Origin of the sequence: Microcoleus sp. B9-D4, from assembly GCF_036705105.1 — a bacterium.
GTDB lineage: Bacteria > Cyanobacteriota > Cyanobacteriia > Cyanobacteriales > Microcoleaceae > Microcoleus.
Genome location: NZ_JAUBTS010000168.1, coordinates 1 through 1,516, shown reverse-complemented (window position 1 = coordinate 1,516; position 1,516 = coordinate 1). Strand labels below are relative to the sequence as shown.

Below are 1,516 nucleotides of genomic sequence, written 5' to 3'. Positions count from 1 at the left end.
ACTCAAGACAGATTCAGTCAGGAACTCAAGAATATTCCGGTCTTGCAGCTTGAGAGAAGACACGACGGTGAGTAAACGGGCAACAAACAGACTTCCTGCTGCTGAATCTGAACCAAAGCTAGTCCGTCGCCTGCGGCACAGCAGGGCGAATGGCTCTCGAGCGCGGCATTATTGGTCGGCTCTACACCATCTGAGGAGATAAATAACCACAGAGCCACTTCCAACTTTAGTAAATTACGGCAAGTCCGCACAGTTTTTGCCAGTGGGGTCTTTTCCCTCTCGTCGATGTCTAACAGCTACGCTTCTAGCAAGATGCTCAAAACTTCAGTCTTAATAGGTTCAACCCTTTCTTTCAACTCCGAACGAGTGAGTTGGTCATTTCTAAATTTATGCCAGAGATTGAAAAGCTCTTTTTCCTGCTCCAGCAAGGATTTGCCGATTTGGGCCCAAGCTCCAACTCGTTCGGATATTTGAATAAAATCTCGTTTGAGGTGTGCCCAACACAGTTGCCTGTGATTGACATCCACCCAATTATAGGCCCTGCGACGATCGCTGGTGATCGAGCCACTAAAAGTTTCGCCCAAAACCGTTTGAGCAGCACTACTAGCTCTGCTTAAAATTACCTGAAAGCTCTGAATCAATGGCGTTACAGCCACCCACAGCCAACCGCTGGTCTTGGTGGCATTTAGACCATCTCCATTCCGCTGCTGAAATCCAGTCTCATCTACTCCCACATTCGGCTGCTGCTGGATGTAATGTTGGGCTGCTGTGACCCCATCGCCAACTGCCTCACTCACTTCTGTCCGTAGACGATTGATAGTGCCGACGGACATTTCAATCCCAAATACCGCCTGCATCAGCGCACGTATTTGGCGGTAGGATTGTCGATACTCACTACTGAATAAACCTACATAGGCTGCTGTTCTTGGACCATATCCACCCATTCCTATTATTTCGGTCATTTCTGGGGCTTGATTTTCTTGGACACAACAAGTACAGGTAATTGGATGAAACTGATGTTCGATGACGAGCCGCTGTACTGGTGGGACTTCCACTACTTGATGTCGATATGCTTGACCATTATTTTCAATCTCTAGGATGCCTCCACATCCACTACATTGCTGTGGGTAATGGTTGATTACTTCTTGACACATTTCGGTCGGGTATAGCTTCCGTTCATGTCCCGAATGTCCTAGTTGCCCACCCCGCTTCTTTCCGGTGGGTTCCTTTCGATTTGGCTTAAATCCTTGAGGATTCTTCGATGGTGGTTGTGATGAATTTGCCGAAGTTCTGGCTAATTGCTCTTTGAGAAGCTCGTTTTCTGTTCTCAGTTCCCCTATTTCCTGTTCAAACTGATCCATCCTACCCACTAATTCGTAAATTAGTTCGAGGATGCTGCCTGGCACTTGCGCCCACTCTGCTGGGCTGATTGCCGCCATTAATTCCGGCACTGTCTTCTCCATGTGCCTCACCTTATCAGATTTTTTGGGTTTTTGCTACCCCCGTGAACTTCTAC

Annotated in this window: 1 protein-coding gene; it reads right to left on the bottom strand. The window is 47.7% G+C overall.

The genetic code is table 11. From position 1 onward, the window contains the following. Positions 1 to 296 precede the first annotated feature (296 nt). The gene (tnpC, locus tag QUB24_RS33380; protein ID WP_333157870.1) at positions 297 to 1,463 is read right to left on the bottom strand and encodes an IS66 family transposase; all 1,167 of its coding nucleotides are present in this window, start codon (positions 1,461 to 1,463) and stop codon (positions 297 to 299) included. Positions 1,464 to 1,516 lie beyond the last annotated feature (53 nt).